The organism is Streptomyces sp. NPDC012474, assembly GCF_042955185.1.
Taxonomy (GTDB): Bacteria; Actinomycetota; Actinomycetes; order Streptomycetales; family Streptomycetaceae; genus Streptomyces; species Streptomyces cahuitamycinicus.
The window spans coordinates 161,385-187,211 of record NZ_JBIBEP010000017.1 but is presented as its reverse complement, the minus strand read 5'-3'; the positions used below and the strand labels follow the sequence as shown (position 1 = coordinate 187,211).

The 25,827-nt window shown below is 69.9% G+C and carries 19 protein-coding genes and 2 pseudogenes; 11 read left to right on the top strand and 10 right to left on the bottom strand.

Going from position 1 to position 25,827, the window contains the following annotated elements:
- Positions 1–140: 140 nt before the first annotated feature.
- The 6 genes and pseudogenes from ACFY9S_RS30995 to ACFY9S_RS30970 form a co-directional block, all read right to left on the bottom strand.
- Positions 141–1,142 (bottom strand): annotated as a pseudogene (locus tag ACFY9S_RS30995) (KGGVGR-motif variant AAA ATPase); the annotation flags it as partial.
- The gene (locus ACFY9S_RS30990) at positions 1,139–4,066 is read right to left on the bottom strand and encodes a TIR-like protein FxsC (protein WP_391134796.1); all 2,928 of its coding nucleotides are present in this window, start codon (positions 4,064–4,066) and stop codon (positions 1,139–1,141) included. The gene ACFY9S_RS30990 and the pseudogene ACFY9S_RS30995, both read right to left, overlap by 4 nt.
- Before the next feature lie 37 nt (positions 4,067–4,103).
- Complete coding sequence (locus ACFY9S_RS30985; protein WP_391134793.1) at positions 4,104–5,042, bottom strand: AAA family ATPase; 939 nt, start codon at positions 5,040–5,042, stop codon at positions 4,104–4,106.
- Complete coding sequence (locus ACFY9S_RS30980) at positions 5,039–7,111, bottom strand: hypothetical protein (protein WP_391134790.1); 2,073 nt, start codon at positions 7,109–7,111, stop codon at positions 5,039–5,041. Before ACFY9S_RS30980 ends, ACFY9S_RS30985 begins: the two co-directional genes overlap by 4 nt.
- Positions 7,108–8,088 (bottom strand): alpha/beta hydrolase, encoded by a 981-nt coding sequence (locus tag ACFY9S_RS30975; protein ID WP_391134787.1) that lies wholly within the window; start codon positions 8,086–8,088, stop codon positions 7,108–7,110. The genes ACFY9S_RS30980 and ACFY9S_RS30975 overlap by 4 nt, the downstream gene beginning before the upstream one ends.
- Positions 8,089–8,660: 572 nt before the next feature.
- Positions 8,661–9,026, bottom strand: coding sequence for a hypothetical protein (locus ACFY9S_RS30970; RefSeq protein WP_391134785.1), 366 nt, complete (start codon positions 9,024–9,026; stop codon positions 8,661–8,663).
- A gap of 860 nt (positions 9,027–9,886) precedes the next feature.
- Between ACFY9S_RS30970 and ACFY9S_RS30965 the strand changes: the two genes are divergently transcribed.
- From ACFY9S_RS30965 to ACFY9S_RS30945, 5 genes and pseudogenes are all read left to right on the top strand, one after another.
- Positions 9,887–10,507, top strand: coding sequence for an SRPBCC family protein (locus ACFY9S_RS30965; protein ID WP_391134782.1), 621 nt, complete (start codon positions 9,887–9,889; stop codon positions 10,505–10,507).
- 33 nt (positions 10,508–10,540) lie between these two features.
- Positions 10,541–12,853 carry an FdhF/YdeP family oxidoreductase gene (locus ACFY9S_RS30960; RefSeq protein ID WP_391134779.1) on the top strand — a complete coding sequence of 771 codons (2,313 nt, stop codon included), beginning with the start codon at positions 10,541–10,543 and terminating at the stop codon, positions 12,851–12,853.
- Between the two features lie 201 nt (positions 12,854–13,054).
- Positions 13,055–14,563 (top strand): DUF4246 family protein, encoded by a 1,509-nt coding sequence (locus tag ACFY9S_RS30955; RefSeq protein ID WP_391134776.1) that lies wholly within the window; start codon positions 13,055–13,057, stop codon positions 14,561–14,563.
- Between the two features lie 367 nt (positions 14,564–14,930).
- Positions 14,931–15,422 (top strand): hypothetical protein, encoded by a 492-nt coding sequence (locus tag ACFY9S_RS30950; RefSeq protein ID WP_391134773.1) that lies wholly within the window; start codon positions 14,931–14,933, stop codon positions 15,420–15,422.
- A pseudogene (locus tag ACFY9S_RS30945) lies at positions 15,419–15,787 on the top strand (peptidase inhibitor family I36 protein); the annotation flags it as partial. The gene ACFY9S_RS30950 and the pseudogene ACFY9S_RS30945, both read left to right, overlap by 4 nt.
- Positions 15,788–15,955: 168 nt before the next feature.
- Here ACFY9S_RS30945 and ACFY9S_RS30940 read toward each other — a convergent pair.
- The gene (locus tag ACFY9S_RS30940; protein ID WP_391134770.1) at positions 15,956–16,378 is read right to left on the bottom strand and encodes a MerR family transcriptional regulator; all 423 of its coding nucleotides are present in this window, start codon (positions 16,376–16,378) and stop codon (positions 15,956–15,958) included.
- A 428-nt stretch (positions 16,379–16,806) separates the two neighbouring features.
- Here ACFY9S_RS30940 and ACFY9S_RS30935 point away from each other — a divergent pair, with 428 nt between their 5' ends.
- Entirely contained in the window at positions 16,807–18,297 is a 1,491-nt protein-coding gene (locus ACFY9S_RS30935; RefSeq protein ID WP_391134768.1) for a SulP family inorganic anion transporter, read from the top strand.
- Positions 18,298–18,452: 155 nt separating this feature from the next.
- Here the strand turns inward: ACFY9S_RS30935 and ACFY9S_RS30930 are convergent, their stop codons facing one another.
- Entirely contained in the window at positions 18,453–20,051 is a 1,599-nt protein-coding gene (locus ACFY9S_RS30930) for a ricin-type beta-trefoil lectin domain protein (RefSeq protein WP_391134765.1), read from the bottom strand.
- A 176-nt stretch (positions 20,052–20,227) separates the two neighbouring features.
- Between ACFY9S_RS30930 and ACFY9S_RS30925 the strand changes: the two genes are divergently transcribed.
- On the top strand, positions 20,228–20,617 hold the full coding sequence (locus tag ACFY9S_RS30925; protein ID WP_391134762.1) for a DCC1-like thiol-disulfide oxidoreductase family protein: 390 nt from the start codon (positions 20,228–20,230) through the stop codon (positions 20,615–20,617).
- A gap of 325 nt (positions 20,618–20,942) precedes the next feature.
- Positions 20,943–21,737, top strand: coding sequence for a beta-glucanase (locus tag ACFY9S_RS30920; RefSeq protein WP_391134760.1), 795 nt, complete (start codon positions 20,943–20,945; stop codon positions 21,735–21,737).
- On the opposite strand, the gene ACFY9S_RS30915 is transcribed toward ACFY9S_RS30920, so the two are convergent.
- Both ACFY9S_RS30915 and ACFY9S_RS30910 read right to left on the bottom strand, forming a co-directional pair.
- Positions 21,700–22,221 carry a hypothetical protein gene (locus ACFY9S_RS30915; protein ID WP_391134757.1) on the bottom strand — a complete coding sequence of 174 codons (522 nt, stop codon included), beginning with the start codon at positions 22,219–22,221 and terminating at the stop codon, positions 21,700–21,702. The genes ACFY9S_RS30920 and ACFY9S_RS30915 overlap by 38 nt on opposite strands.
- 137 nt (positions 22,222–22,358) lie before the next feature.
- Entirely contained in the window at positions 22,359–22,808 is a 450-nt protein-coding gene (locus tag ACFY9S_RS30910; RefSeq protein ID WP_391134754.1) for a VOC family protein, read from the bottom strand.
- A gap of 349 nt (positions 22,809–23,157) precedes the next feature.
- Here ACFY9S_RS30910 and ACFY9S_RS30905 point away from each other — a divergent pair, with 349 nt between their 5' ends.
- Genes ACFY9S_RS30905 through ACFY9S_RS30895 form a run of 3 tightly spaced genes read left to right on the top strand, consistent with a single transcriptional unit; the run spans position 23,158 to position 25,825 of the window.
- Positions 23,158–24,468 carry a hypothetical protein gene (locus tag ACFY9S_RS30905; RefSeq protein WP_391134751.1) on the top strand — a complete coding sequence of 437 codons (1,311 nt, stop codon included), beginning with the start codon at positions 23,158–23,160 and terminating at the stop codon, positions 24,466–24,468.
- A complete protein-coding gene (locus ACFY9S_RS30900) occupies positions 24,465–25,109 on the top strand; it encodes a hypothetical protein (protein WP_391134748.1) in 645 nt (214 codons plus the stop codon). The genes ACFY9S_RS30905 and ACFY9S_RS30900 overlap by 4 nt, the downstream gene beginning before the upstream one ends.
- A 14-nt stretch (positions 25,110–25,123) precedes the next feature.
- The gene (locus tag ACFY9S_RS30895) at positions 25,124–25,825 is read left to right on the top strand and encodes an ATP-binding cassette domain-containing protein (RefSeq protein ID WP_391134745.1); all 702 of its coding nucleotides are present in this window, start codon (positions 25,124–25,126) and stop codon (positions 25,823–25,825) included.
- The last annotated feature ends 2 nt before the right edge of the window (positions 25,826–25,827 follow it).

The following is a 25,827-nucleotide window of genomic DNA, read 5'->3' as shown; positions in this document are numbered from 1 at the left end:
CCGCCATCCCGAGGGGCTCTGTCGGCGGTTGGCCGTGGCGGGCCTCGGCGAAGACCGGCTCGGACTCTGGCCCGCGTCGACGGCGTGCCGGCCCGTCCTCTCAGTCCGGCCCTCGCACGGCATCGGTCTCACGCAGGGCCTCGCCGTCGGGCGAAGGCCTCACGGCATCGCAGCCGTAGCGGCTCGGGCACGGGCGGCAGCGACGTGACGTCACCGTCCGAGATGACAGCGGTGAGGCGTTCGAAGGCGGAGAGGAGGGAGCCGGGCAGGCCGGCCGGGTCACTGACGGTGGCGAGGATCTCCTCGTACGCGTAGTACGGACGGTACGGAATCTCGACGGACCCCCAGTAGTGAGCCGAAGCCTCCGGGTCCAGTCCTCGGGGCAGCCCCCCGAACTTCGCGCGCGCCAGGGCCCGGCCCGCGTCGGCCTTCTCCTTGTCGCCCTCGTCGATACGCATCAGGACCGGCAGGACCTTGATCGGTTCCCGGACGGCCGCGTTCGCCTCGACGCTGCGGGCCACGGCGGCGGCGCCGTCGATCGACTGGTTGCTGAGCGTGAAACAGTCCACGAGGACGTCGGGAAGCTGGATGGTGCAGATGTCGGCGGTATCGGAGAGCCCGGTCCGGCTGTCGATCAGTACGTAGTCGTACGTCTGCTTCATGTTGTCGCGCAGGGCCTCGAGGAGAAGGCCGCCGCCCAGGCGCTCGTAGAAGTTCTCCCAGTCGAATCCCAGAACGGCCGTGGAGTACGCGCGGTCGTACCGGCCGGCGGAGAGGTAGTCCAGCGTGCCGCCTTCCGGAAAGCTCAGGCCCAGACGCTCCGGCATGATCGACACGGCGTGCTGCTCGACATCGGCGTAGGGCAGATGCCACGCACCGGAGCGCGGCCCCCCAGTGGTCGCCGCCCAGGCGTACTCCTGTACGAGGTCGATGACGCCCGTGGTGGCGGCCGGCATGGCGGGATCGAGGAACGGGTGGAAGAAGCGGTGCAGTCCCGGAGCTTCGAGGTCCCAGTCGACCGTCAGCACCCGCTTGCCGTTGGCGGCGAGGATCCACGCGGTGTTGGCGAGAGCCATCGTGCGGCCCGTACCGCCCTTGTATGAATAGAACGTGACAATGCGCCCGTGCTGTGGCGTCGTCATGCTTCCTCCCCGGTCTCGGGCCCTGTGTCCGCAGGGTGGCGGTAGGGCGGGAGAGCGGGCCCCGTGAGGCGGGGCCGCGGGGTGTATGAGCCGCTGGGGGGATGCGGCGCGGCATGGTTGAGGTATTGCCGGGTCGCATGGGCGACGACCGCGGGGAGCACGTCGACGAACGACCGGAGCGTCGGCACTCCGTTCACGGCGGTACGGGACCCCGCACGGCGGCCCCGGTCGAGGCTGAGCGGCAGGGTGCTCTCCAGGTCGTTCGCGAGCACGCGGCCCTCCTCGCCCTGACACTGCACGTCGACACGGTTCCAGGGGACGATCGCGCTGACCCAAGGCCGTGACCGGGCGTCGAGGAGATGGAGCTTTTGTCGGCGTGCACTGTCCGTGAGTGCCCAGCGGTCGATGAGGAGGATGCCGGGCCGGCTCGTCGACTCCTCGTCGTCGGCGGGTCCGCTCGCGTCCAAGTCGTCCAGGGAGGAGACGGTGACCCGGTAGTCGAGCGCGCGTATGAGCTCCTCAGCGAGGGCCGCGATGGGCCGGGTGGACTCGGTGAAGTACGGGTTCCAGTCATGGGCGGTGTCGCCGTACGGGCGCACGTCGCGGCCGGGAGGGATGGTGTCCCGGGTGGGCGCCGCCACTGTCAGGTGGATGCGCCGGGGGCCTTCGCCGCGCGGCTTGAACGCACTGGGGGTCCGTTCGTAGGCACGCGGCGCGCCCGAGGGCAGCGGAAACTCCTCCGCGGTCCGTACGATGCGCTGAGCCAGCTGGAGAACGGTCTCCTCGTACTCGTCACGCAGCCGGTTGAGTTTGATCAGGCCATAGAGGCCGCTCTCCATGTATCGCTTCCCGAACTCCGCCGACGCCACCTGGAGATGACGCACGGAGTCCGGCAGCTGGGCGTACTCGACCCGCGCCCACAGGGCTGGGACGATCGGCGACGCAGGCCCGAGCGCACCTGAGGAGCGCGCCTGCACAACACGTTCGTTGAACGCGTACCACTCCCGTCCGCACATCTCGCTCGTGAAGTAGCGCGGCGAGAGGAGGGGGACGAACACCCGGCAGGTGGCGAGGTTCTCCGCGAGCCGTTCGGGCCACCCGTCGCCGGCGCGCATCTCCCGGTCCATGAACCCCGCGGCAGCGCCCGCGGGCAGATCCGTGAGCGCCATGATGTGGTCACAAAGGTCGCGGAAGAAGACGGATACCCAGTGGTCGGGATCTCCGCCGCCAGGGCCCGAGCTCGGCGTGTGTGCGTAACTCAGGAAGAAGTACGGCCGGTTGTCCACCACTCGTTCCCGTTCCGTCGTGTGTGCGCGAAGTCCCGCCTTCGGCGACCGGGTGACGGCTGTGGCCATGTCCGTCCAACCCTGTCTCGGCCGGGCTTCCTTCCTCTGTCCCCGCCGGGTGGCCGTCAGTCCCAGTAGTTCCAGCGTCCGTTGCGATGCCTGCGCGAACGACCTCAGTTCGGCCGGGACCTCCATGCCGCCCGCCGGGCCGGGCACGACCGCCGTCAGCTGCCCGCTCCCTCCCGGGCGGGACGAGAGGTGACGGCTCAGAGCCCTGTTCAGCCGCCATATCTGGTGCTCGGTGACTTTGTCCAGGAGCTGATCCCGCACCTCCTCGGGTACCCGGAGCGCCACAGCCCCGCCGTCGTCCGCGCTGACCGGGAAGAGCCCGCTGACGAGCAGTTCGGCCATGTCCGCGACACCCGCCTCGGGCACCAGCTCCTGGCGGATCAGGTGCAGCAGGCCGATGCTCAGCTTGTCGAAGGGCGAGCACAGTCCGGCCAGGCGGGCGGCGGCGGGCGAGGCCGTGCGGAGGAATCTCACCGCGGCCGGCGGAACGGGCCGCGCGGAGCTCTGTGCCGTGACGGGCCCGCCGTGCCGGTCGGTTCGGCGGGCGGGCCGGCCCCCTGGTGGGACCAGGACCGCGCCGCATCCGTCGGCGGCCGTGCGCATCAGGGTGCGCGACCAGCGGCTCAGGGAATGCGGTGACATGGACAGTACGGGTATGGGCAGCCAGGTGCCCTTGTCCTCCGCACCGGGTCCGGCGTCGGGCAGCAGCGGCTGATCGAACGACAGCTGGGTGTTGTGCGCGCCGGGTGGCCCGGGCAGCGCCCGGACCGTCGGCAGGTCGAGCCCTGTCCTTCGCCACAGCTTCACCGGCAGCGGGTTGAGCAGCGCCACGGGGGCCGACCGCGACCAGGCTCGCAGCTGCCGCCACACGGCCGGATCCCGCCATCCCCCGGCCACACAGTCGGACACCACTACCACGAGCAGACGCCCGTCCGGCGAGCACAACTGTCCTGGTCCGGTCAACCGCCCCAGCCCGTCCCGGAGTTCCGGCCCTCGCTCGCCGAAGCTGAGGTCGCGCACCTGCAGGGTCCGGAAGGCACCGAGCCGGTCCAGAACGACGGTGAAGTCGTCGATCACCTCCCGCCACACCTGCATTGCCGGGGAGCGGTCCACCACCAGGACCAGCCCGAACCACCGCTCGGGGGCGGGCCGGAACACGGGCACGAGCTCTCCGCTGCGGGCATAGCCGTCCACCGTCGCTTCGATGTCCAGCTCGTCCCTGCGCCCGCGGGGCCAGGGCCGTTTCCACGGCCGTAAGGCGCGCGTCAGCGGCAGCCCGTCAGGCAGGCCCCCGGCCCCCGACACCGCGACGGCGTCACCGCGGAGCCGGGCCGGCGCTCCGGCAAGCCGCTCGTGCAAGGGGTGCTCCGGTGCCTGCGGCTCCGCCCCGGGCTCGGCGGCCGAGGCCCTGGGGACCGGCCGTGGTTCCCGGCGGGGCTCGTCCGGATGCCCGGGCACGGCGGTGGCGGGCTCCTCTCCCCCGGCCTCGCCCATACGGGACGCGAGCCAGAGGAGGTCGGCCAGGGCCGTGCCGTCCAGGCCGGGTGCCACCACCTGAAGCGCAGCCACCACCTGCCCCAACGGGTCTGCCCCCGAAACGCCCGGCTCAGGCACGGGACAGCTCGCGCAGCACCAGGTCGAGGACCTCCCGCCGGTCCGCGTCGGACAGCGCGGTGCCGCCGGTCAGGAGGTGGACCGCGTTCAGCAACTGGTCCACGGCCAGGCTCTGGCCGGCCGCCACCCGCTCGACGAACGACCTGATGAGTTCGTCGACCGTCTTGGTCCGCTTCGGATCCGTACCGATGTTCAGATGGGCTTCGACCACGGACCGCAGCGCCTCGACCGTCGGCGTCGGCATCGTGAAACGGATGCAGCGCCGCAGGAAGGCCGCCGGGAAGTCGCGTTCGCCGTTGCTCGTCATCACGACGAACGGAAAGCGGTCGCACTGGACGCGCCCCCGCTCGACAGGGCTGCGGTCCTGGTCGCTGTCCCAGTGCCGCACGGAAACGACCCTCTCCGTGTACCGGGCCAGCTCCGGGATCTCGTACTCTCCGCGCTCCAGGACGTCGAGCAGATCGCTGGGCAGGTCCAGATCGCTCTTGTCGATCTCGTCGATCAGCAGTGCCCGGGGACGCTCGGCCGGCACGAGCGCGGTTCCCAGGGGGCCCAGTTGCAGGAACGGCGCGATGTCATCGCTGCTTTCGGGTCCGGAGAGCCGCTGCGCGTGGATGCGGCCCAGCGCGTCGTAGCGGTACAGCGCCTCCGTGAGCGTGCTGCGCGAGGTGATGTGCCAGTGCAGCGGCCGGCCCAGCTTCAGTTCCGCCGCGACCTGTTCGATGACCGTGGACTTGCCCGAACCCGCCGGACCGGTGATCAGCAGCGGGCGGCGCAGCGCCAGGGCGGCGTTGACCGCGCAGACGAGTCCCGGCGGCGGCTGGAACTGCCGGTGCAGGGGCTGCCGTGGGAAGCTCCGCCATGGCGGCGGATCACCGAGATCGACGTCGCGCGGAACACCGTCGCCCGCGAAATAGGGCTGCCAAGTCATGCGGGCTCCCCCCGTTCGTCGATACGCCCGAACCAGTCGCAGAAGTCGAGCCACTCGTGGTCGTGCCACACACTCCGCCACAGGGCCAGGTGATCCCGGCCGCCTCGTCCGGCCGCCCGAACCCCCTGGCCCCAGCTGCGACGGTAGGCCTCGCTGAACTCTGTGGGCAACAGGTTCCAGTACTGGTCGAGGCTGCTCCGGCAGCCGCCGGGCATGCGGCCTTCCACCCCGGGCCAGAGGACGATGGGGGCGTACGCCAAGAGGATCTCCATGATCTGCTCGAAGTCCTTCGGCCGGTGCCCGAGTCCGATGGCCCGAACGTACACACCGCGCAGGAACCGCTCGACGAGCTCGCCCGGGTTCCTGGTCAGTTGCGGGCCCAGCCAGTCCACCGGTGCGTGTTCCGCTCCGGCCTCGCGCATCGCCGTGAGCTTCTCCCGGGCCCGCCAGTTGATCCAGAAGAGATGTTCCGGCGGGCACAGCCGCTCGCTCCAGCGCATCACGACGTCGTACCGATCGCCGAGCCGCTCACCGAAGTTGGTCAGCTCCGGCCGCCAGCGCAGCAGCAGCGGCGCGGACGCGGCGACCTCGACGCGACGGAGCGCTCCTGCCTCCCCGCCCGCCTGGGAGCCCCATTTGAGTGCCCGGGCCAGCGCCGCCTCGACACCCGGCTGGTCCGGCCGGCAATCGAACGTCTCGTGCGCGTGCACCTGACCGCCGTCCACCAGCCATGCCTCCAGGGTCTCCGGCCATTCGTCGGCGAGAGCGGCATGGAGGCTCACGATCAGCCGGAGCCGGGTTCTGTCCCGCTGCTTGCGCAGGGCCTCGAAGGCATCGCCCAATTCGACCTTGGCACCGACCGCGCGTGCCCAGACGGCGAGGTCCGGGCTGTCCTCGCTCCGCCCCTCGTCCGCGGCCAGCGCGGCCACGAAGACCGCGAGCCGCGCCGTGGGCGACTCGCCGGGGCGACGGGCCCGGAACCGGAGGAACTCCACCGCGTCACGGAGCAGTTCACTGCCGTGAGTCTCGGGCAGTTCCTTCTCCGGCAGTCCGGCGGCCGACCGGAGGGCGTCTTTGAGCCGGTCGGTGGTCAGCGGCTGTCCCGGCCAGGAATAGAGCAGATCGACGGTGCGCAGCACGACGCGCAGACCGTCGACGACCCGCAGGGCCCAGGCCATTTCGGTCGCGTCCGAGGCCGTACGGAGGTTCAGTGCCTCGTGCAGCCGTTCCAGCACCAGGAGGTCGGTCACGGGCGTCGGCAGCAGCTCCGAGCCGCCTATCGGGGCCAGCGCCTCCGCCAGCTTCTCGGTCGCGATGGGGCCGAGGACCGAGGCGATCCCCCTGAAGTGGCTGGCGTTGCGCGCGATCCACAGGGGCTCGCCGAATCGCGTGCCGTCGTGTTCGACCAAGTGGGCGGTCTGGTCCGGCACCACTGCGCGTACGGCCGTGAGCACCTCGGCGGGGCTGAGGAACTCCCCGGATGCGACCACCCCCTCGCCGAGCACCTGCACCAGGGCACGACTGAAGGCGAGCCGGTGCGCCTCCTCGGTTGCACCGACCGCCGTGAGCAGGGCGAACCTGGTCGCTCCCCTGCGAACCCCGGCGGACAGCGCCCGGATGTCGGGCGTCGCGCCACCCGCGTGGCAGGTGTCGACCAGGGCTATCAGCCCCAAAAGCCCGGGCGTTCTCAGCATGTCCGTCAACATCTGTCCGACGTCGACCCCGGAGCCGATCCAGTCCTCCTGGGAGTCCGCGGCCATCAGGTGAAGCCCGGGGTTCTCCCCGTCGGTGATGCCGTGGCCGAGGAACGCGACGACGAGTACGGCGCCGGCCTCGCCCGCTCTCACCGCCGCGGTCCGCACCGCCCGCTCGATGTCGTCCTTGCGGGCTGCATCGCCGTACAGGAGCGCCGAGGTGACCGAAGGGCTGCGTGTGCAGCCTCCCGTCCAGTGGTGTGTGAGCGCGTCCCGCAGGGAGGGCGCGGCGTCCTCCAGTTCGCTGAGGAGTCCCAGGCCCGTGTTCTGCGGGGCGATGACGAGGGCGTGGCGCAGTGGCATAGAGGCGCTCATGAAGGGGTGACCGCCTGAAGTTGCTCGACGACGGGTCCGGCGACGCGCGCCTGTGCGAGGTACTTGACGGCGGGATGCACCGAGATGCCGTCCGAGTCGACGCGTCTGCTGCGGGGCAGCACGGCGCGCGCGTTGGGTCGGACGGCGTTCTCCAGCAGCGGCCGTACGGCGATGAGGTCGTCCCGGTCCCAGAAGTTGAGCCAGCGGCCGACCGAGCCGGGAACCCGTAACGGCTGGGGGCGCATCCGCAGGCCCACCGCAGCGCGCATTCCCACCGGGGATCCGAGGGTCACCAGCAGGGGGACGTCCCCTTGATACGCGGACAGCGTCTCGAGGGCCACCACCGTCCCGAGTGAATGCGCGACGACGACGGTGGGCGCGCCGGTGTCCAACTCGCGCTCCAGGCGGCGGCGGATTCTGGTGTCGAGAGTGAGGCCCTCCTCATCCGGCTCACCACGCCCCAGATACCGGGCCACCTGACGCAGGTGCCCCACCATCAGGCGGGCGCTGACCCAGCCACCGAAGCTGCGCAGTCCGGGCACGGACAGCAGGGTGTTCGCGGCGCCGAGCACCTGGCGGGCCACCGAGCCGGGCCCCTGGGGAGCACCCCGGGGCCCGAGTTGTGCCTGGGCATGGCGCAGCACCGGAATCTCCTCGCCACGGATGGGTTCCTGGATGGATTCCTGGATGGTTTCCTCCAGCCTTTCGGTGACGGCCGCTCTGAGCATCTCCCGTACGAACACGGCCTCGTCGTCGTCCACCTGGGCGGCCCCGCCTTGCGCCTGGGCGTCTCGGAACAGGTCACCGTAGTAGGCGAAGCGCGTGTCCGCCGCCCACCCCTGGATCAGATCGAGGACTCGGTTCGAATGCCCCGCGTCCCGGGCGCCGTCGGCCAACGCCCGCAGCCATACGTCCAGTTCGGCGGTGGGATTGCATAACCCACCGATACCGTGCACGAACACCAGACGCGGCCTCACGTTTCCCCCCACCCCCGAAACTCCCCATGCTCGGCGTTCCAGGCGGACTCCGAGGTCGTGGCCGTGGCCACCCCGGTATCGCGAGCGGACTCCGCCCAGTTGCATGTGGTTTCCCCGTCGCGGGCCTGGGAACACCAATTTCCTCCGGTCCGATCGGGCCGGAGGCAGCCGCGCCGACGACACGGCCGCGTACTCCCGCTGCGTGGGGATACCGCTCGGCGGGCCGCGAGGGGAAGCAGTATGCCCCGGACGGCGCCCGCAGGCAGGGCCAGCGTCCCTGACCGGATCGAGGGCGTGGCGGCTGCCGTCCACGCCCCGGGGAGCCCACCAGGCCGCCTCGGGTCGGCTCCGCATCGGGCGTGCGGCCTGGGTGCCGTCGGTTTCGAAGCCTGGGCGGACGACGCCCCGGCCGACGCCGGGGAGGCCGTCTGGCAGACGCTGTGCGACCTGGGCGCCCTGCGCGGCTGCCCCAGGCGCTCACCCCGGGCCCCGCCGGCCGACCAGGGTCGTCCTGACCCAGCACATTCCGGAGGTCCGATGCCGGTGCGGTCCGGGCCGGTGGGCGCAGGCGGTCAGTTGCAGCGGATCAGCGGGTCCGTCTCGGAGCTGACGGACGTGTCCTTCATCCATCCCCAGACTCCGTTGTCCGCTTTCGTCAGCAGCCAGCGGTTCGGGTGCGGGCCGCCCACATAACCGCCGTTGTCGAGCCGGCAACTGAACCAGCTGTAGGTGGAGTACATATATCCGGCGACCTTGCCGGTGCCGTCGAACTTGTCGTACACCTTCGCGGCGTAGACGTTGTAGCAGTAGTAGGCGTTCGTCTCGAGCGTGCACTGGTGCCGAGCGCCGGCCGAGGCCGTGGGCGCCATGAGGCCCACACTCCCGAGGGCGGCGGCGACGGTCAGCGCGGCGGCACGTACACGCAGGTGAAGTCGCATGAAGGTCCTCCTCTTCTTGCTGCCGTCGTCAGCACGGGGCTGCGGCCGGCAGGTCGGCGTACTGGTCACCCTGACGGTGGTGAGGGCGGCCTGGGATCCGCTGTCGGTGGAAGGTGGCTTGTGCGGTTCCGGTGGGCGGGGATGACAGGAGATCGCGCACGAAAGGCTAGGGACGGCGCAGGCGGGAACGGTCCTGACAGATGTCAGGGACTGCGGTCGTCGCACCACGGCATCCTGCCCGGAGGCACAGGTTCCGCGGAGATCGAGAAGAGCGTCTCCTGGTTGGCGAACAGCATCCGTGCCGGCACCTGCTCGCCGCCCAGCTGCGCCCGGAGCGCGACGTCGGTCTCGTATGTGTCGAACGCGTAGTGACCGATCGACCGCCCGTGAGCGCGACCCGCACGTCGCTTGTCGCGAGCCGTGCTGTCAACAACGCTCGTGATCAATACACCTGGCGCACTACTTGACCCAGATGCCCAGCAGCCGGCCTGCCGCACGGAAATCATCGGGTGCAGGATTCCGGCCGAAGAACCGTCCTCTTCTTCGCATGACTCCGCCCTTCCGGGAACGTCCGCTGCCGGAAAAAGTCATGCGCACGTCCAGCGGAAGGAAAAACTCCTGCTCAGGTTCGAGGCGCGCTGCGGGGGCGGAGAGCGTGCATGCCGACCTCCGGGCCGGCCCTCTCAGCCGCCGCGGGAAAGCCACTGTCCGGCCCGCCCGCTCGCGGGCGGATCACGCGGGCCCCGGAGGCGCTGAGGTGACTCGAAGGGCACGATGGGGGAACCGGGAGAGAAGCCCCGCCGTACGAGGGGATACCGGGTGTCCGGACGCCCGGCTCCCTCACCGGAAGAGAGATCACGATGGCGCACGAAGACGAAGCCCAGCGGGCCGTGCCGACCGCTCCGAGGATGCGCACCGACGGGGACGGCGTCACGCGCCGCCGTCCGCTGCGGGGGCAGCACGTCGAGGAGACCGTCGAGGTCGACGTGCCGGTGCGGACGGCGTACAACCAGTGGACGCAGTTCAAGACGTTCCCCCGCTTCTCGACCGCGGTGCGCGACGTGGAGCAACTCCGGCCCACCGTGACCGCATGGACCATCGGCTACGGGCCCCTGCGCCACCGCTTCGCGATCGAGATCGTGGAGCAGGACCCCGACTCCTACCTGGCCTGGCGCGGCCTGGAGCAGAAGCCCTCCCATCAGGGCGAGGTCGAGTTCATGCCGACGGAGTCCGGCGGCACCGCCATCACTGTCCGGATGCTGCTGCAACCGCAGGGAGCCGCGAAGATCCTCACCCGCTCGTCCGGGGCCGCCCGGCTCACGGCCCGGTCGGTGCGCGGGGAGCTCATGAACTTCAAGCAGTTCATCGAAGGGCTGGGTCAGGAGGGCGGGGCCTGGCGCGGCACCATCCGCAACGGCCGCGTGCAGCACGACCATCCGGAACCGCCCAGGAGCCGCGTGGCCCAGTGGCCCGTCGGCTGACCGGCGTGCACACGGCAAGAGAAAGGCGAACCGATGCAGAACCCGCCCGACGAGGAACCGGAGACCACCCTCTCCGTGTCACCGCCGAAGAAGTGGGCGGCCGGAGTCCCCGCGGTCGTGCACGCGCTGGGGTACTCCCTGGAGCAGACCTCCCCGCGCAAGACCGGGTTGGACCTGCTGACCATGAACCAGGTGGGCGGGATCGACTGCCCCGGCTGCGCGTGGGCCGACCCGGCCCCGGGCCGACGCCATCGCAACGAGTACTGCGAGAACGGTGCCAAGCACATCAACGACGAGGCCACCACGCGCCGGATCACCGCGGACTTCTTCCGTGAGCACAGCGTCTCCGACCTCGCCGCCCGCTCCGACATGTGGCTCAACCAGCAGGGCCGGCTCACCGAGCCGATGATCAAGCGGCCCGGCTCCGAGCACTACGAGCCCGTCAGCTGGAACGACGCCCTGGGCGTCCTCGCCCAGGAGCTGAAGGCGCTGGACTCCCCCGACGAGGCCGTCTTCTACACCTCCGGCCGCGCCAGCAACGAGGCCGCTTTCGTCCTGCAGCTCTTCGCCCGCGCCTTCGGCACCAACAACCTGCCCGACTGCAGCAACATGTGCCACGAGTCCAGCGGCTTCGCCCTGAGCGAGACCCTGGGCACCGGCAAGGGCACCGTCAGCCTCGACGACCTCCACCACGCCGACCTGATCTTCCTGGTCGGACAGAACCCGGGCAGCAACCACCCGCGCCAGCTCACCGCCCTGGAGGAGGCCAAACGCAATGGCGCCCGGATCGTCGCGGTCAACCCGCTGCCGGAGGCCGGGCTGCGGCGCTTCAAGAACCCGCAGAAGCCGAGCGGGATCGTGGGACGCGGCACCCAGATCGCCGACCGCTTCCTGCACATCAAGCCGGGCGGCGACCTCGCCCTGTTCCAGGCCCTCAACCGTCTGCTGCTGGAGGTCGAGGAGGCCCGGCCCGGCACCGTCCTGGACCACGACTTCATCGACGCCCACACCACCGGCTTCGAGGAGTTCGCCCGCCACGCCCGCACCGTCGACTGGGACGACGTGCGCACCGCGACCGGACTCACCCGCGAGGAGATCGAGAAGGTCCGCGACGAGGTGCTGGAGAGCGAACGCGTCATCGTCTGCTGGGCGATGGGCATCACCCAGCACAAACACGGCGTGCCCACCGTCCGGGAGATCGTCAACTTCCTGATGCTGCGCGGCAACCTGGGGCGAGCCGGCACCGGCGCCTGTCCGGTGCGCGGCCACAGCAACGTCCAGGGCGACCGCACCATGGGCATCTGGGAGCAGATGCCGGACACCTTCCTCGACGCCCTGCGGGAGGAGTTCGGCTTCGACCCGCCGCGCCCGCACGGACTGGACTCGGTGAACTCGATCAAGGCCATGCGCGAGGGCCGCGTCAAGGTCTTCCTCGCCCTGGCCGGCAACTTCGTCCGCGCCGCTCCCGACAGCGAGGCCACGGAGGCGGCGATGCGCTCGTGCCGGCTGACCGCCCACATCTCGACCAAGCTCAACCGCTCGCACACCGTCTGCGGCGACACCGCGCTGATCCTGCCGACCCTGGGGCGCACCGAGCGTGACGTGCAGGCCGACGGCGAACAGTTCGTCACCGTCGAGAACTCCATGAGCGAGGTACACACCTCCCAGGGCCGCCTCGAACCGGCCTCCCTGCTGCTGCTCAGCGAAGTCGCCATTCTGTGCCGGCTCGCCCGCCGCGCCCTGAACGGCGAAGCCGACATCCCCTGGGAGACGTTCGAGGGTGACTACGGCACCATCCGCGACCGCATCTCCCGCGTCGTACCGGGCTTCCACGAGTTCAACGCACGGGTGACCCGCCCCGGAGGCTTCCAACTGCCCAACCCGGTGAACGAGGGCGTCTTCAAGAACAAGGTCGGCAAGGCCCTGTTCACCTGCAACGAGCGTGTGGTCCCCCGGGCGCCCGAGGGGCACCTGTTGCTGCAGACGCTGCGCTCGCACGACCAGTGGAACACCGTCCCCTACACGAACAACGACCGCTACCGCGGCATCCACGGCAGCCGCCACGTCGTGCTCGTCAACCCGGCCGACCTGACCGAACTCGGCCTGGCCCAGGGCGATCACGTCGACCTGGTGAGCGTCTGGGCCGACGGCTCCGAGCGCCGGGCCGAGAACTTCGAGGTCGTACCCTATCCGGCCGCCAAGGGCTCGGCCGCCGCCTACTACCCGGAGACGAACGTCCTGGTGCCGCTGGACAGCGTCGCCGACATCAGCAACCAGCCCGCCTCGAAGGGCATCGTCGTCCGCCTCGAACCCGTCCTCAACCGGACACAGCCCACCTCCGCCTGACCCGGCGGCACGATCCCGGCGGGGCCCGCGACAGCAGCGGGCCCCGCCGGGCGTTCCGGCAGGGGTGCCGTCCCCACCCGTTCCGGCAGGGGTGCCGTCCCCACCGTGCGCGCGAACCCGACCACTCCGTCCACGGCAGCGGTGTCAGTCTGCTGACGTATCCTTCCCGGCACCGCGCACCGACTGTGAGGACCGAGAGAGTTGACCGGCTTGTCTGCTTTCCCCTTGCCTTTTCAGGCTTCCCGTTCCATATCGTTCACGCCGCCGCGAACGCTGCGGGAACTCCAGATGATGCAGTGCAGCGCACACATCCGGGCGAAGCCGGGGTGGTTCGACAAGATGAACGATGCCGACATCGTCGCGAGGTGGACGCAAGAGGCCGTCACCCAGGGCCTCACCGAAGCGCAAGTTCGCTATGTGCTGGACGAACTCGCGCATTACGCCGCACTGAGGGACGAGCGAACCGGCGTCGAGGTGTCGGCCGTCGATGGAGTATGGCAGTCGGACACGCTGGTCGACGACTCGCTCAGATCGAGGCTGTGTAAGGCCGTTCAGGTTCTGGAACGGGTCCCCGAAGCAGAATTGGACTGGCATCCCGGATCCGACGGCCAGGTGCTGGATCTGGTTCATCCCTCACTCTTCTGTCTGGTGAGAGGGGTGAGCGGAGCGTCCGAGCGGGCTTGGCAGAACCCGACGAACCACTACTCGAAGTACGAATTCTCCGAGAAGTTCCAGTGGCTGCCCACGGACGTCGACGTCAGTGACAACGGCGATGTCGCCTTCCGCTCGTACGTCAACAACGTCCACCCCGAGTTCCACCACGCACTGGCCACCGTCCTGCCGGATTTGTTCGCGCGTATGCGCCCGCTACTGGAGAACGTGCTCAACGATCTGCGCCATCCGCGGCCCCTGCGGATCGAGGCCGATCCGTACGGCTGGTACGACTCAGAGCCAGAGTATCCAGACAAATCCTCCTACAGTGAGGATGGGGCCTATGCCGAAGCCCTCCGCGCATGGGAAGTTGCCCAGGACGACTGGTGGGAAAACCGCCGTCCCGTCCTCCCGGACGCCCCGGCTTTCACCCCGCCCGAGCGGCCCGACGAATCCGCCCGGGTCGATCTGCGCGGCCACCGTCTCCAGGTCATCGTCAAGCTCGCCACCATTCATCTCACCCCGGACAAGCCCGAATACAGTGGCGGATCCTGGCATGTCGAGGGAATGCTGAACGAGCGGATCGTCTCCACCGGAATCTACTACTGGGACAGCGAGAACATCACCGAAAGCCGGCTGAGCTTCCGGGCGGCACTCGACGACCCGCACTACGAACAGAACGACGACAACGGTCTGCGTGAGGTCTATGGCCTGGAGGACGAAGACGCGCTGAACCAGATGCTGGGATCGGCATCGACCCCAGCCGGCCGCTGCCTTGCGTTCCCGAACATTCTGCAGCACCGGGTCGACTCATTCCGCCTCAAGGACCCCACTCGCCCGGGGCACCGCAAAATTCTCGCGTTCTTTCTGGTCGACCCATCGGAAACCATCGTCTCGACATCCGATGTGCCCCCGCAGCAACCGTGGTCCGACACCTCGACCATGACGCTTGAGCAGGCCAGGAACTACCGCGAACAGCTCATGCAAGAACGCAAGTTCTTCGTCGACGAACACAACGAGCAGCTCTACGAACGGGAGTTCTCCCTCTGCGAGCACTGACCTTTTCCGGTTCGCATGGCCGGGTGCGCACTCGGACACGGCGCCCCTGCGGGTACTCAGCTCCCGCAGTCGGTCCGGGAACGTGAACTCGGTGTCGACGGTGATGGCGAAGCCCAGGAGCCGGAGCGGTCCTGCCCGGCGCACGACTTCACCGAGCGCCGCGAACGTGGCATGCGTGAAACGTGAGCGGGGCGCCCGGGAGGAGCTACCCGCGCGGGGGGCTGACCCCCGAGCGCCGCTCCCTGGAGTGAAGGACCGGTCTCCGCCGTTCCTGCGGCCCCTCCGTCACCGTTGAGTTGATCATGCGAAAGATCTTCCCTGCGACGTCTTGCACCCCGCCGGGCCGCCGGAGGGCTTGAACTCCTTCATGCCCAGGTACCCGCGCCGCGCGACAGCCGTCGCCTTCCTCGCCTCACTGTGCGTCGTGACCGCCTGCACAGCCCCGAAAGCCCCGCCACTCGGCGCCGACGACACCGTCAAGGCCGCCCAGCTCCTGCTCACCGACCGCTGCCTGACCCGCCAGGGCCTCACCCCTCCGCGTCCGGGACAGGGCCCGCGCGACGCCGAGGAGCAGAGCCGGGTCAGTGACGCGCTGTTCGGGACCGGCCGGGCCGAACTCTCCCTCACCCTGCCCGGCGGCCCCGAGGTCCGCCAGCACACCGATGGCTGCCTGGCTCAGGCCCAGCAGCGCCTCTACGGCGACCAGGAACGCTGGTTCCGCGCCTCGACCTCCGTCAACAACCTCAAGAGCAGGGCCCCGGCCGGCGAACGGACCACCTACCGGGAACTGCGGACGCACGCCGTCCGCACGGCCCGAACCATCCTCCGGTCCGCCCATGAGAAAGGCACCAACCGATGAAGAAGCCCGCCCTCCTCGCCGCCGCGCTGCTCCTCGCCGCCGGTAGCTCCCTCACCACCGCCACCACGGCATCGGCCGCAGACTGCCCCAACGGCCACTTCTGCGCATGGGAGAACGTCGACTTCCAGGGGCAGCGCGCCAACTGGTCGGGGGACGACGGCTGGTGGGAGAGCTACATCGCCGACACCGACTCCTCCTGGGCCAACCACGGAATCGAGGGCCCGGGCATCCCGAGCCATGTCCAGGTGTTCGAGGACGCCGGGCAGCGCGGTGACATGACCATCTGCCTCGCGCCCGGCCAGGAGGTCAACTGGAACGGCGTCGCCAACGACCGGGGTGACTCCCACAGGTGGGCCATGAGCTGCTGCCCCCTCACCGCGGCACCACCCACACCTGATGAATCGGCCGATCCGGCGGAACGATTTGCGCCGGGTCGGCCGACCGCGCGCTCCGGCTTCGCATCGGCGGGCGCTGCGCGAGTTCACCGGCATGCTGATGGCCCCCGTCGACATGATGGTGGTGCCGAACCCGGTCTACCGGGGATTGTCCAGCTCGCCAGGGGCGTTCTGCTCCAGGCGTGCGTCCAGGGTGGTGGCGAAGTCCTCGGCGCGGATCAACTGGACCCGCAGCTTTTCCATCTGCTGGGTGGCGGCTTGCCGGTAGGACCGTAGGCGTTCCAGGAGGGCCTCGCGCTCGTCGGCTGCCAGAGCGGTACCGGCGTCGAGGCGGTCGGTGACATCCAGCAGGTCGCGCATCTGGTCCAGGGTGAAGCCGAGCGGCTTCATGCGGCGGATGACCATGAGCCGGGCGACGTCGGCTTCGGTGTAGAGGCGGAAGCCACCCTGTGAGCGGGCGGAGGGGACGACCAGGCCGGTCTCCTCGTAATGCCTGATGGTGCGCAGGGACAGCTCCGTGCGCGAGGCGACCTCGCCGATCTGCATGTGCTTGCCGTCCACGCCCGTGATCCTCTGCCCCTTCTCGTCCCGGCGGTCTCGGCCCGAGTGGGCGCCGCCGATCCCTACCCTAACGTTAGGGTAGAGTTGCCGGTGGTGAGAGGCGGGTTGCCGCCGCCTCGCCATTGTCGTGTCGGGGCCGATGCCGCTCCGTCGAAGATCCGGTTCTGTCAGGAGGGAAGCGTGCGCGAGCCGATGACGCCCGACGCCGCCGCCTGCCCGCCGTGATGCTTCGCCCCCGGACGTGAGCCCGGCCGCACCTCCGGGCAAGCGCGACTCCCCTCCCCTTTCGACCTGAGGCCGGGCACCTCGCGGAGCCGCTCCACGCGGCGCCGACCCGGCCCCTCCGTATCCCCCGCACGCCCCGGTCTGCCGCAGGGGTGCGCCCGAGCCCGACAGGTCTTTCCCTCTTGTCTGCTGCCGCCGATACTGTGTCCCCGACCGCGCGCCTGCGCGGTCTGAAGCCCGACTGGATCTCCGACCCGAAGGTCTGGCGCACCGAGGTCCTCGGTGGCCTGGTCGTCGCGCTCGCATTGATCCCCGAGGCGATCTCGTTCTCGATCATCGCCGGTGTGGACCCGGCCATCGGCCTGTTCGCCTCCTTCACCATGGCCGTGACCATCGCTATCGTCGGCGGCCGACGGGCGATGATCTCCGCCGCCACCGGCGCCGTGGCCCTGGTGATAGCCCCCTTGAACCGGGAGCACGGCTTCGGCTACCTCGTCGCCGCCGTCATCCTGGCCGGCGTCTTCCAGATCACCCTCGGGGCACTGGGCGTGGCGAAGCTGATGCGGTTCATCCCCCGATCGGTGATGGTCGGCTTCGTCAACTCGCTCGCCATCTTGATCTTCATGGCCCAGATCCCGGAGATGCGAGGCGTCCCCTGGCCGGTCTACCCGATGATCGTCGGCGCTCTCGCACTCATGGTGTTCTTCCCGAGGCTCACCACCGTGATCCCCGCGCCGCTCGTCTCGATCGTCATCCTCACCGTCGTCACGGTGGCGGCCGGCATCGCCGTCCCGACAGTCGGTGACAAGGGCGAGCTGCCGTCGTCCCTGCCGGTGCCGGGCCTGCCCGACGTGCCCTTCACCCTGGACACGCTGACGACCGTCGCGCCGTACGCGTTCGCCATGGCCCTGGTCGGGCTGATGGAGTCGCTGATGACCGCGAAGCTCGTCGACGAGATCACCGACACCCACTCCGACAAGACCCGCGAATCCATCGGCCAGGGCATCGCCAACGTCGTCACCGGCTTCTTCGGCGGCATGGGCGGTTGCGCCATGATCGGCCAGACGATGATCAACGTGAAGGTGTCCGGTGCGCGCACCCGGCTCTCGACCTTCCTCGCGGGCGCGTTCCTGATGGTCCTGTGCATGGCCTTCGGCCCCGTCGTCTCCGACATCCCCATGGCCGCGCTCGTCGCCGTCATGATCATGGTGTCGTTCGCGACCTTCGACTGGCACTCCGTAGCCCCCAAGACGCTCCAGCGGCTGCCCGCCGGAGAGATCACCGTCATGGTGATCACCGTCGTCTGCGTGGTCGCCACCCACAATCTCGCCATCGGTGTCGTCGTCGGCTCCGTCACCGCCATGGTCGTCTTCGCCAAGCGCGTCGCCCACCTGGCCGAGGTCACCGCCGTCACCGGTCCCGACGGCAGCACGGTCGTCTACCGGGTCACCGGCGCACTGTTCTTCGCCTCCTCCAACGACCTCGTCGGCCAGTTCGCCTACGCCACCGATCCGAAGAAGGTCGTCATCGACTTGAGCGCGGCCCACATCTGGGACGCGTCCTCCGTCGCCGCACTTGACGGGATCGAAGCGAAGTACGCCCAGCGCGGCAAGACCGTCGAGATCACCGGCCTGAACGACGCCAGCGCCGACCTCCACGGCAAGCTCACCGGTGAACTGGCCGCCAGCCACTGACACCTCCCACAGTGGACCGCCCGCCGTTGCTCCACCCCTGCGACGAACCGCGTCCGCTGCCCTGCGCCCCGACGCGCCGGTCAGCAACCGCTGATGAAGGGCGCAGCAGGGGAACACTGCGTCCTCACCAGCAGCGCAGGGTGCGCGACGTCTGGTCAGGCAGCCCCTGCCCGCCACCGCTGCCCGGTGCCCCCGCCCGCCGACTCCAGCGACAGACCGTCCCCAGTGCCACCGTCCGGGGTGACGGCCGTCCCGAAGGCGATGGCGGGGCGGATCAGCCCGTCCTCGTCCACCACGAACATCAGGTTGCGGCCGTTGTGGCCGTCCACCGAGTCACAGCTCCAGATCCCGACGCCCCGGTGCGTCGCCCCTCGACTGTCCAGGCAGAAGTCGGGATCTGCGGCCGACTGGAGCACCCCACGGTCGTCGTCGACGCGCCAGCGTTGTGTGCGCGACGTGGAGCAGGCAGCCGTGATCACATCGGTCCCGTCGGAGAAGGCGCCGCCCACGTCCAGGCACAGCCCCGACCCGATGTTCACGACCTGCGCGAACGAGCCGGCGGGCGGGTGCGCGGAGGAGGGCGGAGGTTTCGGGCTCGTCGTCTTCGCCGGTGACGGGCTTCCTGTCGGGGCCTTCGGGCTCCGCGACGGCGAGGGCGAGGACGGCGAGGGCGACTTCGGCTTCGCCGGCACGGTGGCCGTCACCGTCACCGCGACCGCCACCGGCGGCACGCTCACCGGTGATCTCGCCTCGCCCGCCGGGTCCTGCGACGGCGATCCGCCCTGCGCCATCAGCAGCATCACCAGCGGCAGCAAGGCCACCCCGAGCGCCGCCGACACCAGCACGGTACGTCGGCGATCCAGGCCCCCCTCCCCCTCCTCCGGATTGCGCCCGGATCCGGCGCGGCCGGGCAGGGTCCGCCCCACGGCGGTGCCCCTGATCTCCCGCTCGCTCGCCGCGTACGCCGTGCCGCCCCACGGCAGCAGCCCCTCCGCCAGCGCCGTGCGCGGTGCGTCCCGCAGGACCGACAGCTCCTCGTAGGCCGTCGTGCAGTGCGGGCAACGCGCCGTGTGGGCGTGCAGATCGGCGCTGCCGCGGGGGTTGTCGGGTCGTACGGACTCCTCGATGAGGCGGCCGAAGTCGGAGCAGTCCGGGTCCTCGGATGCGGCGAGGCGGGTGCGCAGGCAGGCACGGGCCAGCTGCTGGAGCGCCGGGTCTGTTCCGTAGGTGACGTCCGCCCGGGTCAGACCGAGGAGGGCTGCCGTCCTTTCCGCGGGCTCCTGTTCCACGATCCCGTACCAGATCAGGCCCTGAGTGCGGGAGGGCAAGGACTGGAACGCCGTCAGCATGGAAGGCAGCGGGCCGGAGGGGCCGGTTGTGTTCAGGACGAGCAGCAGCCCCGCGTCCAGACCGGCCGCCCGCCCGTCCACGGCCCAGGTCCCGGCCGACCGGGCGACCAGCAGGAGGAGTCGGTGGCGCCAGGGCAGTCCGGGGTCGATACCGCGGGCGGCCTGACGGGCGGCCAATGTGAACGCCTGGGCGGCCAGCTGCCGTGCCATGGACTCGTTGGGGCTGCACAGCCGGGCGTAAGCGAGGACGTGCGGATGGTGGCGGGCGCGCAGTTCCTGAAGCGCCGGGTACGCCGTGACCGTGTCGGCGCGCAACAGCTCGGTGAGCCGCGCGTCGGGCGCGCCCGTGTGGATCCCGTGACCGGGCTCCGCACCGTCACGATCATTGTCGTCGGCCCGAGCCATCCCGCCGCCTCCTCGCAGCCTTGCGACCCGCGCGGAGACCTGACTTACCGGCGGGTATGACGGCTCATAGTGGAGGAAGAGAAGCCATGGGGAAAGGGTTTCTGCGGGTAACCAACGAGTCGGCGGTGAAAGCATCTCGATCGACCGGAGACCCGCCGGTGCGGCACGATGGGGGTGTGCGAAGGCGACCAGTGCTGATCTTCGACGGGGACTGCGGCTTCTGCACCACGTCGGTGGGCGTCGTCCGGCGTCTGGTGCGGTCACGGTGCGAGGCCGTGGCATGGCAGCACGCGGACCTCGCATCGCTCGGCGTCACCGCGGAGCGTGCCCGGTACGAGGCCCTGTGGGTGACACCCGACGGGCGGGTGTACGGCGGAGTGCAGGCCGTGGCGAAGACACTGCTGAGCGCCGGCGGCCTGTGGTCCGTCGTTGGAGCCCTCCTCGCCCTCCCACCCGTGCGCTGGGCGGCTCACGGCGTCTACCGTCTCGTGGCCGACCATCGCGGGCGCCTGCCCGGAGGGACGGCGGCGTGTGCGGTGCCCGGAGCGAAGAGGCACCGGGCGTAGCCCGCGGAACCCGTGAACCCGCGGGACCCTCAACTCCGCACGCACCACGAGGTGTCGGGGAGCGCGACGAGACGGGCAGCCCTTCACTCGCCGTGCTCGATCGTGCGGTGCTCATGGCGCCGCGGGCGGACATCGACACCTCGGTCCCGACCCGGGGCGAGTGGCGGCAGGTTCATCTCTGTGGCATCACCGGAATGGGCGGAGTGCCCCGCGCGAGATGAACGACCCGCGTTCCTGCCCCCGGCCGTTCACCCGAAAGGATCAAAATCTGGACTGGAGAGGGGGCTAGGCGCATATCCGGCGACCAGTCGGTGAGCCATTCGCCATGACCGAACCCTCACCGGCCGGCTCACTTCCGGATCCCGGCCTCCCACCATCCACGCCGGTCGTCTTCACCGCCGACTTCACCTCCACCACCCAATGGGTCGCGGGCCGTTCCTGGGCCTATCCCGGTGGAGGCCCGGTCAACCCACGCGATGACAAGCTCGACCACCTGGTGGCCGACGCCGCATTCAGCCGCTCCGGCGTCTTCCGCGCCAGACGGCGACAGGACGGCCGGTGGAACACCGGGTTGCTCACCACCGAGGGAAGCCAGGAAGGCTTCACCGTCCGTGCCGGTGATGTTCTGGAAGCCCGGGTGCGTCTGCCTGAAGAGATCGGCGCCTGGCCCGCATTGTGGACCTGGCGCGACGGCGACCAGGAAATCGACGTGTTCGAGTATCACCCGGACAACCCCGACCTCCTCGAATTCACCAACCACGTGCGCGGCACCAACCGCTACCACCACGACCCGGCGATCCGTCCTGGCGCATGGGTGGACCTGCGTACCGTCTTCGGCACCCGCTCCGTGGACTGGTGGCTCAACGGGGCGCCGGTCTTCACCGACGGACGAGGCGTGGGCCGGGCCTGGCACGCCTACCTCATCGTCAACCTCTCCGTGTGCGCCGGTCGATATCACCCCGCACCTCAATCGGGAACGACTGAGATGTCATACGAGGTGAGCCACCTGCTCGTACGACGACCCACGGCAGTCAACACCCCAACCGGTGCCACATCGGAAGCACTCGACCCCGAGGGTCCGGTCAGCCCGCCTCGCTCCACCACGTGGGAGACACGCTGAGGCTCCAGATCACACCCGCCTGTCCCCGGGCATTTTCGTCTGCGCGGACGAAGACCCTCACGCCGGACTCGGTCACCCGGTAGCGGCGGATGCCCCCGGCCGTGCCGTCCTCGTCCGGTTCTGGTTCGACCGAGCAGCCGAGCCCGGCGATCGCGGCGGCCAGGTCCCCGAAGCGCGTCGAGGGAGAGAAGTCGCCGTACGCACCGCGCAAGGCTGCCGGTACGGACGACTCGGTGTCCCGCCGCAGACGGTGCACTTGCACGCTCAGCCCGAAGCAGGGCCAGGCGCCGCCCTCCTCCTGGAACGACAGCTCCACCAGCCCGTAGTCCCTGCGCAGAAGGCTCCCGTCCTCTGTGTCGAGGCAGTCGTCACCGAGCGTGGCCTCCCACTCGGCGGGTTGCGCGCCGATGCCCACGCCCAGCACGTCTTTGCGAGTGGCGACGTGGGCGTAGAAGTCCAGTTCGGACATCACGTCGTCGGACATCACGTTTTCTCTATCACCTCGATCAGAGACCGCGATTCGTCTGTGCGGTCGTTGCTGAAGTGTCACTGTGGGTTGCGGACTTCCTTCATGGCGCCTGCCTTCCATGCCGTCTTTCGTGTTGACGCGAGCGCCCTTGGTCACCCGGTGTGGCGTAGTTCCTGGGCCAGTCCGACGATGATGCCCTCCGGGCCACGGACGTAGCAGAGCAGATGGCTGTCCTCGAACCGGGCGATCTCGCCGACGAGTTCGGCGCCGTGGGGCCGCAGGCGGACAACCGTGTCCTCAAGATCGTCGACGGTGAACATGACGCGGTGCGTGCCCAGAATGTTGTGCGGCCGGTTGCGCGGCCCGGCGCTGATCACCGCGGGGCTGCGGTACTTCGCCAGCTCAAGCCGGCTGCGACCGTCCGGAGTCCGGACCATCGCGATGTCACAACGGACGCCGTCGAGTCCGGTGCACTGGTCGGCGACGCGGCCCTCGACCTGCGCCCTGCCCTCCAGCTCCATACCGAGCTCCACGAAGAACGCAATCGCGGCATCCATGTCCTCGACGACGATGCCGACGTTGTCCATCCGCTGAATCGCCATGCTGCTGTCTCCTTCTTCCTCGTGCGGCCGGTGGTGGCCGCTGATGTCCCTGGGACGGAGCCGATGGCACGTTCTCGACATCCTCGGACCGCCCAGCTCCGAAAAGTGTGGATCGTGCCTCAGCAGCGCTGCAGCAGAGCCGCGAACCAGGCGCCACCGCCGAGGGTGAGTGTGGCGCACGTGGCCGCTCGACCCCACTCCGAACAGCCGGGGTGCGGTCCTGCGCCTCTAGGGATCGCCACCGTTCCTGGGCCGGTCGACACTTCATGTGCGCCCCACGCGCTCCCCGGCGCGCCTTCACACCCGGGGGCATCAGGAACCGTAAGCCTGCGCACGCCTTCCTACAGGCATGTTCCTGAGGCGGCGGACACCGTTCGTCATCGTGCTCCGGGCGAACCTGCGGCGGCAGGCCGGCCCTCTGGCCTCGCTTGTGATGGCCGGCGTGCTCGTGGCCGTGGTCTGGGACGGGCTGTACGCCCGGGGCATGTGGAGGGACACCGGCTGGGTCTACATCGGTGAGGTGTGCGGACTGGCGGCGCGAACCGTCGGAGTGGGCTTCGCGGTGCTGCTGGCCGGGTGGCAGGGCGGGTCGGAGGCACGCAACGGCGCCGGTTGGGCCGCGACGACATCGGCCCGAGGCGCGGTGACCTACCAGCTGATGGGTCTGGCCTCGGCAATCGTGTGGCCGTTGGCCGGCTATGCGCTGGCCATGGCCGTCATGGTGGCGTCGCCGTATCCGCAGGACCCGGTGGGCCGTGCGCCACTCGACATGATGGCGCTCGACGCGGTGATGCTCACGGCCTTCTCCTGTATGGCCTATCTGGTGGGGTGGACGGTACCGCTGCGAGGAGTGTCCGTGCCCCTCGCGGCAGTCGCCGTGTGGCTGTCCCTCTCCCCGTGGTGCGAACCGCTGTTGGGTCCTCTCACCGACCTGCGATTCACGTACCGCGGGGACCCGGTCCCGGGAGGTGCCGAGCTGGGGGCGCCACCCGGTCCGGTCCTCTGGCTGCCCTGGTGCAAGGCCGCGCTGCTCGCCGCTGTGGCGGCGAGCGCCGTCCTGTTGTGCGCCCGCCGGTGGAAGTCATCGGGTGCCCTGATCGTCATGCTGAGCGCGGCCCTCCCGCTCCTGGCCCTCACGCCGCAGGCCCATGGCTCGGGTTCCGTGCTCAACACGAGAGAACTGCGCTGCACGGGACACGATCCGGCTGTCTGTGTCTCGTCCGCCTACGAGCCACGACGACGGCAACTGGAACAGGTCGCCGTACAGCTGTCCCGACGGATGGAGGGCGCAGGCCCCACCCACTACCTCCTGACCGAGGACAGTCGGCACACGTGCCGGGACGGCGACGAAACCGACTCCGCGTGGACGGTCGGCGTCTCGGCCCGAGAGGAGATCGGGCTGCACAACCTCGCCTCTTGCTTCACCGCATTCTCTGCCGTGCTTGAGACCGCGCCCGCAGAGGCCCGTGCTCTGTACCGATGGCTCACACGGGAAACGCCCTCGCCCGGCGCAACGGCCCACGCGCCGTCCGCCGCCGACCGGCTGGCCCGTCTTGCCGCGCCCCAGCGCGCGACATGGATCGGCCGGTATCTGGCAGCCGTACAACACGGCGGCCGCCCGCCCCGCCTCCCTGACCCCGACGGAGAACGACCGAGATGATGCCCCTCCCCCAGCCCCCACCGTGGCTGCGAGCCGTACCCGGACTGCGCTGGCCGTGGCTGCTCGCCGTCACCGGGACCTGCACGGCAGCCGCCTGGCTCGCCGCGGCGGCCGGGGAGGAGGACTCCCTCGCCTTCCTGCTGCTGCTCGCACCGCTTCTGCCTCTCGTCTGGGTGGCGGCCAGTTACGGAGGCAGAGCCGATCCCTTCGCACCGGTGATCCGCAGCACTCCGGCCGGCGGACTGCGTCTGCTGATGCTGCGCACAGGTGTCGTACTCGCCCTCTGCCTTCCCCTGCTCCTCATCGCCGCGACGGCGGGCGTCGGCGTGTCGCCATGGGCTGCCGCCTGGCTGGTGCCCAGCCTGGCGCTGACGCTCGTCACGCTGATCCTGGGTTCCTATATCGGCTGCACGCTCGGTGCGGTCGTGACCAGCGGTACGTGGCTGCTGGTGATCGCCGCCATCGCCCGCCTCTCCCTGCGCCAGGACGGCAGGATCAGCTCCTACAGGGCCGTGCTGCTCCATGTACTCAAGAACCTGTTGGACGGCGGCTCCCAGTTCGTGTGGGGAGTCGCGTCCGGCGTGCTGGGTGCCCTTCTCGTCGTTCGGCGGCACTCCTTCAACGATCTGAGGTCCCGGTGATCAGCGCCACCCGATTGACCGTTCGGCACCGGCGCACCACCGCTGTGGACAGCCTCGATCTGGATCTGAGACACGGTGTCCATGCCCTGCTCGGCCCCAACGGAGCCGGTAAGAGCTCCCTGTTGCGCGTCCTGGCCACGGCCGCAGCAGCGGTGGAGGGCGAGCTGAAGCTGCTGGGGCGCGATCCCCGGCGTCCCGCCGAACGCCTGGAGATCCGACGCCGACTCGGCTACCTGCCCCAGACGTTCGGCATGTTCCGGGGCTTCACGGTACGGGAGTGCGTCAGCTATGCCGCCTGGCTGAAGGACATGCCCCACCGCGGTGCCACCGACGCGGTGGAACGCGCCGTGGACGATGTCGGCTTGACCTCACAAATGGACGCCAAGTACCGCACCCTCTCCGGCGGAATGCGACGCCGGGTCGGGATCGCCCAAGCCCTGGTGAACAAGCCTCGACTGCTCCTGCTGGACGAACCCACCGCGGGCCTCGACCCGGCCGAGCGGGACCGCCTCCACGCCCTGCTCCGGCAGCTGAGCGCCACCACGACCGTGGTGCTCGCCACCCACCTCATGGAGGACGTGCACGCCTGCTGCGACAGCGCCATCGTGCTCTGCGCATCCCGCAAGGTCTTCCTCGGATCCCCACAGGCTCTGCGAGAGGCGGGCGGCTACGCAGCAATCGTCACAGGGAACGCCTCTGCTGAGAATGCCCGTTAGAA